Below are 6,472 nucleotides of genomic sequence, written 5' to 3'. Positions count from 1 at the left end.
CCGTCATACAGACAGCGCATGTCGACGCCGTGACCCGGGGCGGTGCTTGCCCACGTGGACGGCCACGATGCCGGTGCGTCCGCCGACGGAGCCGCTGGTGAACAGATCACCGTAGAACGCGAGATCCATGATGGCCATGACGACCGCCCGCTTCTGGGACGGACTGGCCGCTCGGAGGCGGTGCCCGTGCTTGTCGCGGACCGTGCTGCGGACGGCGAGATAGCGCTGGCAGTGCTCCTGCGTCACCTCATGGAGGCTGGTAATCCCTTGGCTGGTCAGCCAGTTCAGCCAGGAGAACAGCAGGCCCTGGCCGTGGTCGACGGTCGCCAGGGCCCGAGGTGTGCGGTAGGCCCGAGGCAGCTGGGCAACCTGCGGGTGCGTCGGCGTGCAGTAGGCGATCGTCAGTTCCTTGGCCAGCAGTCGCCACACGACCGCCCCGGAGGGATGGAAGGCTTCCAGGCGACCGCGCAGTCGGTGGCTGGAGACGACTGCTCGCCAGCCTTCCCGGCGCAGCAACGGTTCCTCCGGGGTGGGTTGATTCTCGCGGGACAAGAGCGCGAGAGAGATAGGGGGAAATACCGGGAGGACGAGGTGACCGGCGATGTTTATGTGTTCGGATCTCGTCCTCCCACCCCGAACTTCCGCGGGCCGCGCCGCGAGCCACGCGGTGACGGTACGCTCGACTCGCCGACCAGACCCTCGACACCGTCGTGGCGAAGGTCAGCATGATGGGCCGCGTTCAGCTCCGGGCCGAGGGCAGGATCGAGCGCGGCGCAAGCCGCATCGACGAGCCAGTCACCTTCGGCGTGCTTTCCTACCATCTCCAAGCCCGTCACGTGCTGGCCGACGACCTGATCCCCATCACGTACGTTCTCCGAGCCGACCGCCGCACATCGGCCGGTGCGCAGTTCCTCGGTGAGCGCGGTGAAGAGCATCGCCTCGAAGTGCTCGCGTGGTCACCAGTCCGGCGAGCCGCAGCGAGGCCAGGGATCTGCTCGACGAACTCGCCGCCTGCGCGGCACTGCAACACAGTGTGGCGCATGTCGTAGGTGATGACCGGGGCCGGCCGACGTCACAGCCGAGATGGTGAAGCTGCGCAGCGATACCAGTGAGCCGCCCGTCGTGCCCCGCGCCCCGGTCACCGATTCCCGTGTGTCGTCGGCCGACGTCGGGGTCTACATGCGGTGTCGGTGGCCGACCGGCATCTGCGCCCCCTACGGTGATCTCGACTGGCTGATCGCGGAGAGCGGTATGTCGGACGCGGAGACCCGGACGTCGGTCCGGCGCCTGGCCGAGATTCGCTATCTCGACACGGTCGGGCCTGTCATGTGTGAGTAGGAACCGCGCAAAGAGTGCAGTTTGATGTCACATGATTTGACACCCGGGCTTCACCGGCCGGTGCCACGGAGTGCGTCGTGGGCGGCGCGGCAGTCGGGACAACGGCAGCCGCCGTGTCGGTAGGCGGTTTCGGTGCCGTGGTCGAGGCCGGGGTCGCGGCCGTCGGTGAGCGCGGTGTCCAGTTGCCCGCGCCACTCGTCGTTGTAGTTGGTGAATCCGTGAACTCGGTGCGGAGTGAGGTCAAGGGCGGTGCATGCCTCGGCAAGGGATTCGCCGGAGGCGAGACGGCGCAGGAGTTCGGTGCGCTTGTCTTCGGTGAAGATCGCTTCGGCGATCTCTTTGCGATGCAGCCAGTCCTGGCTGACGCGCTTGGCGCGGCACTCCTCGCACCGGCTGTGAATGGCGTCTTTGGGGCGGGGCTGCCCGCAGTTCACGCACCGTTTTGCCGGCGGGGGCTGGACTGCTGGGGTGGGCTCGGGTTTGGGCAGAGCGGTGCGCGGGCCGTGAGCGGCGGGGGTGGTGATGATGTGTTCGGCGTCGTCGCTTTCCAGGAGGGCGGCTGCTCGGGCCCGCAGGGCCGGATAGGAGACCTGGCAGCGTGGGTCCTTCGCCCATTGCGCGAGGCTCTTGGTCTCGCCGAACGCGGTGAGGGTGCGGTTGGTCGGCCGCCCGGTCCTGGGCTTTTTCGGGTTCTTGGCCGTGGTCTGCTTCCACTCCCGTGCGGCCCGGCTGGCCTCGCCGACGAAGCGGGTGGTCGTCAAGGCGTCCATCGCCTCGGCAAGGGCGCGGCCCTTGGCCAAGGTGTTGAGAGGGAGGGAGTCGATCATTTCGGCGGCCTGCTCGCGGAGCATGAAACGCCACTGTTTACGACCCTCTACAGGATTACTGGCGAGCAGCGAGGCGGCCTGCCGCCACCGGTCGTACAGGACCCTGAAGTCCATGCGGTCAACGAGGTTGGTGTGCGGGGGCGCGATCTCGCGGATGATGAGCCGAAGGCGGTGCAGGTAGGCGGTGGCGGTGCGGGCGGTGGCGGCGAGGTCCGCTCGGTTCTCGGAGTCGGTGAGGTACTCGCCGGTGGCCAGGGTCACCGGCGCGCTGGGGACATCAGCGATCACGCTCTTGTGCTGGTTGCTGTGCTGCACGCGGGACGCTTCGGCGCGCAGCGGCCCGTAGTCGGCGAGCAGTCCTTGGTCCAGGACGTGGGCCAGGTGCCGGGCGGCGGCGCAGTGCAGCGGCTGTCCGCTTTCGTCGCCGGTCGGGTCCAGTACGACATGGGCGACCTGCCAGGGCACGATCAGCCCGTCACGGTCTATGGGAGTGGACGGGGCCCACCGGCCGGTTTTTGTGGTGCGCCACATGCTCATCGGGTCGAATTGCATGGGCTGTTGCCAGGCGTCCGTCATGCGGTCGCCGTCGTGCCAGGCCACGAGGTCGACCTTGCCGTCCCGGTCGGCGTGGAGCCGGATGCGGCGCGAGGGCCAGGTCAGCATGTCCAGGCGGCCGGTGGGCTCCCGGATGGCCATCGGCGCGGCGGGGGTGGGCCGCTCCCACACCGGGGCGTCGCCGTCGCGGCGCGGCTGCGGTGGCAAGTTCAGCAGCAGCGTGTCTTTGAGGGTGCCCCCGCAGATATGGACGTGGGCGAGCTGCGCGACGTGGCCGAGCTGCGCACCGTAGACCTTGCCCTGTTTTTCTGCGGGGTCGCCCGGAACGGCTCGCTTGATGCCCGCCACGTCGTACGCGGTCAGGACCAGCAGGTTCCGTGCGGCCTCGGGTGCCTCGTATGCCGGAAAGTCCCCCTCCTTCTCGTAGAGGACGTGGTTGAACCACCTTCCGGCATCCCCGCCGAGGTAGCTCGGGTGCAGGACCCGGGCGTCGCGTGCGTATTGGGTCAGGGCGCCGGATTGGAAGGCGGGTTCGTCCGGGTGGAAGAGGTCCAGCCGGTGCTCCCACTGGTGCAGGTAGGCGGTGATGCGCGTGGTGTCCAGGGTGGGTGCCTGCCAGGCGGCGGCCCACTCCTCGTAGGTGGCCGGCCCGGCGGCGGCGTCGTACGTGGCGGCGAGGACGCGCAGCAGGACCGGCCCCTCCTGGACGTCGTTGGTCAGGCTCAGATGGTGCGCACGCAGCAGGGCCTCGGCCATGCCGACCTCGCGGAACGTTCCGGCTTCCCGGTCGTGGACCGGGATCCACGGGCGGGTGGTCAGGGGGAAGGAAAGCACGGGCAATCTCCAAACGAAAAGGCGCCGCGGCCTCTCGCGGGGGGGGAAGAGGCCGCGGTGTACGGATGACCGGCGTCAGTCGCGTTCGCGCTCGACGGTGGCCGTGAACGCGTTGGGCAATGAGGCCCACTTGCTGGTGACCTGCCAGCCGGCCTGTCGCATCAGTGCCTCGGCCTCCTCGATCCCATCGGCGATGTCCCCCTCCTGGGCGTCGACAGTCGTCACGGCGTAGAGCGCCGTCGGCTTGCTCGTGTCGCTGGCCCAGTCTGCGTCGTCACCGGGGTCGCCCCCGATCAACTGGTCCTGAAGGATGGTGACGTCCATGCAGCCCTGGTCCAGGCAGGACGGGTCGTTGACGAGCCAGGCGGTGTAGTGCAGCTCCGACATGATGAACTCCTGGGCGGGCTAGGTGTGTTCAGAGTAGAATCCCTAACTTCAAGAAGTCCCACAAGTCTCTTTGTGAAACTTCTTGAAGTTGCTGCCAAAGGCGGGCAGCCCTCCTCTGCTCGGCTGGCCAACGACCCAGGTCATGGCCTGCTCCGTTATTTTCGGCCTGCCTGGGCCAGCTCGACCTCGGTCCCTAGGGCGGCAGGCTGGGTCGCCGCTGTCGTACCGGGCCTGTGCCGGCCGGGCTGAGCCGGGCGCCGCAGGTGCGCCTCGGCGTCCTGGGTGCCCCGCTCGTCCACGGCGCCTTCGGGGAGCGGTCCCGCTACGGTTCCTTCGAACCGGCGAGAATGGATTCCGGTGAGCTGGCAGGCTGGACGTGGACGCACTGCGCCCGCGCGCACTGAGTGACCATGGACTCGGAGGTCTCCCCGAACGACATCACCGACCAAGAGGTGGCCGACTCGAATGCGGCGCGGTGGCCTCCGCCGATCCTGTCGGCGCACAGGAGGCGATCCGGACCACGTACGCGACCCACCGCGAGGTGAGCGCTCCGGCGAAGAGGACCGCCCGCCGCGTATGGTCGGCCGCGACCAGGTTCCAGCCCGTCAAGAACCAGGGCGAGATGCTCGGGCATCGTTTCCGGACAAGCCCCCTTGGGTGCCCCGATGCGTGGGTGACTCCAGACGGGGAAGCGGTCGACCACCCCGGTCACGACTACCGCTCCAGTGCACACCAGGCGCTGCGTGCCGCCCATCAGGCCGCCGCCCGGGAGCGGGCCGCGGCAGCGGCTCGACCGGGAGCCAGTCACAATGGACCTTTCAGGCGCAGATGAAGGGGCTGAGGCCCTGGTCAAGGCGCGGCATGGCTAGGGTGTCGGAAGCCCCGCGTACGCGGGGAATGGAGCGTCACGGGTCGTCACCTCCCCATGGGGCAGCCCCGCGCAGGCGGGGAAAAAGAGGTCGCTGGGCCCGTGGGACCACCGCAGACGGCTGCCAGAGTAACGGACTTCGCGTGCTCAAACCGTACGGGCCCCGGAAGGGAAGGCCGCCGGACCGCGCCCCCGCCGGAAGCGCCGCCCCCTACCGTTCCGCCCAAGCCCAGCACCGTACCCACGGCATCCGGCCAGCTCTGTCGTTCCTTGTCCGGAACCCGAGCCATGGGGACACCGGCCTCAACCTTCGCGGTAAAGCAGTGGGCTGTCAGCGCTCTCCCATACTGTGGCGGAGTCCTGGCCGTCGGAGACCGCCGCGTGGCACGGTGCCTGCGGCTCGTGGGGGAGTGGAAGTGAGTTTCACAGCTACAGCCGAGCAACCGGACGTCCGGGACGTGGAGGCGCTGGACGCCGGGCAGTGGCACGAGGCCCTCAAGGCGCTCGCCGGCACCGATGCCGGTGAGGCGATGGCCCGTGATGCGGTCCGGCGCAGCCGGGCCGGGCTGCTGACGGTCCGCGACATGCGGCTGGTGCTCCTGGCCACGGGCGACGCCGCGCACTGGGCCCCGGCCCGCGAGGCGGTCATGACCGTGCTGGCAGGCAACCTCGAAAAGGCCCGGCAGGTCCTGGCCAGCCACACCAATGTCGAGGTGTGGCCGGCCCCGCGGTTCGAGGAGACCACACTGGCCCCGGACGGCACCGGTCCCCAGGTCACCGCTGCCGCCGTGGTGGGGCCCTCCGGAGCGCAGGTCACCGGCCCGGCGCAGAGCGCCCCCACCCGCCGGGAGGCCCAGGACCGCGCGGCGCTCGCCCTTCTCGCCCGTCTCGCCGGCGTCGCCCTGCCCGGCACCGCACCGGACCCCGCCGCCTCCGCGCGTCTGGTCCTGCCGGGCATGCCGGCGGAGGTGTTCGAGCAGCGCCTGCGCCGGGCCACGGCCGAGGGTTGCGGGCCCGACGCGGAACTGGAGGAGGAAGCGCTGAGCCGTGCCCGCGCCGGCCGACTGCGCCCCCGCGAGCTGTACCTCCTGCTGCTGGCCGCCGACGGCGAGGCGTGGGCGGACGTGCGCCAGACGGCACTTCAGCGGGCCGCGGCGATGCCGCCCGCCCCGGCCCGTCTGCTGCACTGGTACGCCGAACAGCACGGCGAGGACCATGGCCTGACCTACCAGGAAAAGGCCGTCGACGGGCAAGGCCGCTACCACCTCCGCGCCCAGCTGAGCACGGGCGCCGAGCCAACCGCCGGTCCGGTGCGGTCCGCTTTCACGCGCAAGACGGCCCGGCACTACGCCGCGTGCGCGCTCCTCGCCCAGCTGGCCGCGCTGCCCGAACCCACGGACCAGGTCGAGGACAAACCGGCCGCCCTGCCCGCGAAGATCCTCGTCCCCGGTCAGGACCAGGACCCAGTCAAACACCTCAACAAACACCACCAGCTCCAGAACATCACCAAACCCGAGTCGCGCGTGCATACGGTGGGCGAATCCACGGAGGTCACCTACACCTGCCGCCACCGGGTGACCGGCACCCGGGTCGAGGCGCGCGCCGCCGACCGGGACAAGATCGTCGCCCGCCAGGCGGCGGCCCTGGAACTGCTCCGCAAGCT

6 protein-coding genes are annotated in these 6,472 nt (G+C 69.9%); 3 read left to right on the top strand and 3 right to left on the bottom strand.

Annotated features, from left to right (window positions below):
* Positions 1 to 3: 3 nt before the first annotated feature.
* Positions 4 to 516, bottom strand: coding sequence for a hypothetical protein (locus ACFU99_RS28585; protein ID WP_384397423.1), 513 nt, complete (start codon positions 514 to 516; stop codon positions 4 to 6).
* A gap of 194 nt (positions 517 to 710) precedes the next feature.
* On the opposite strand from ACFU99_RS28585, the gene ACFU99_RS28580 reads away from it, so the two are divergent.
* Together ACFU99_RS28580 and ACFU99_RS28575 are read left to right on the top strand one after the other, a co-directional pair.
* The gene (locus ACFU99_RS28580) at positions 711 to 1,049 is read left to right on the top strand and encodes a hypothetical protein (RefSeq protein WP_384397420.1); all 339 of its coding nucleotides are present in this window, start codon (positions 711 to 713) and stop codon (positions 1,047 to 1,049) included.
* Between the two features lie 34 nt (positions 1,050 to 1,083).
* Positions 1,084 to 1,338: a hypothetical protein gene (locus ACFU99_RS28575; RefSeq protein WP_384397418.1), complete on the top strand. Its 255-nt coding sequence runs from the start codon at positions 1,084 to 1,086 to the stop codon at positions 1,336 to 1,338.
* Between the two features lie 50 nt (positions 1,339 to 1,388).
* On the opposite strand, the gene casA is transcribed toward ACFU99_RS28575, so the two are convergent.
* Both casA and ACFU99_RS28565 read right to left on the bottom strand, forming a co-directional pair.
* Positions 1,389 to 3,554 (bottom strand): type I-E CRISPR-associated protein Cse1/CasA, encoded by a 2,166-nt coding sequence (gene casA / locus ACFU99_RS28570; protein WP_384397415.1) that lies wholly within the window; start codon positions 3,552 to 3,554, stop codon positions 1,389 to 1,391.
* 75 nt (positions 3,555 to 3,629) lie between these two features.
* Positions 3,630 to 3,941 carry a hypothetical protein gene (locus tag ACFU99_RS28565; RefSeq protein WP_384397412.1) on the bottom strand — a complete coding sequence of 104 codons (312 nt, stop codon included), beginning with the start codon at positions 3,939 to 3,941 and terminating at the stop codon, positions 3,630 to 3,632.
* 1,284 nt (positions 3,942 to 5,225) lie between these two features.
* Between ACFU99_RS28565 and ACFU99_RS28560 the strand changes: the two genes are divergently transcribed.
* A partial coding sequence (locus ACFU99_RS28560; protein WP_384397409.1) for a hypothetical protein occupies positions 5,226 to 6,472 on the top strand: 1,247 nt, incomplete at its 3' end.

This window comes from Streptomyces sp. NPDC057654, from assembly GCF_042800135.1.
Taxonomy (GTDB): Bacteria; Actinomycetota; Actinomycetes; order Streptomycetales; family Streptomycetaceae; genus Streptomyces.
The sequence above is the reverse complement of the archived record's forward strand: the minus strand, read 5'-3'. Positions and strand labels throughout refer to the sequence as shown.

Coding starts and splice junctions, on each gene's coding strand:
- ACFU99_RS28575 (WP_384397418.1), top strand. CDS start 1,084: ATGGTGAAGCTGCGCAGCGATACCAGTGAGCCGCCCGTCGTGCCCCGC.
- ACFU99_RS28565 (WP_384397412.1), bottom strand. CDS start 3,941: ATGTCGGAGCTGCACTACACCGCCTGGCTCGTCAACGACCCGTCCTGC.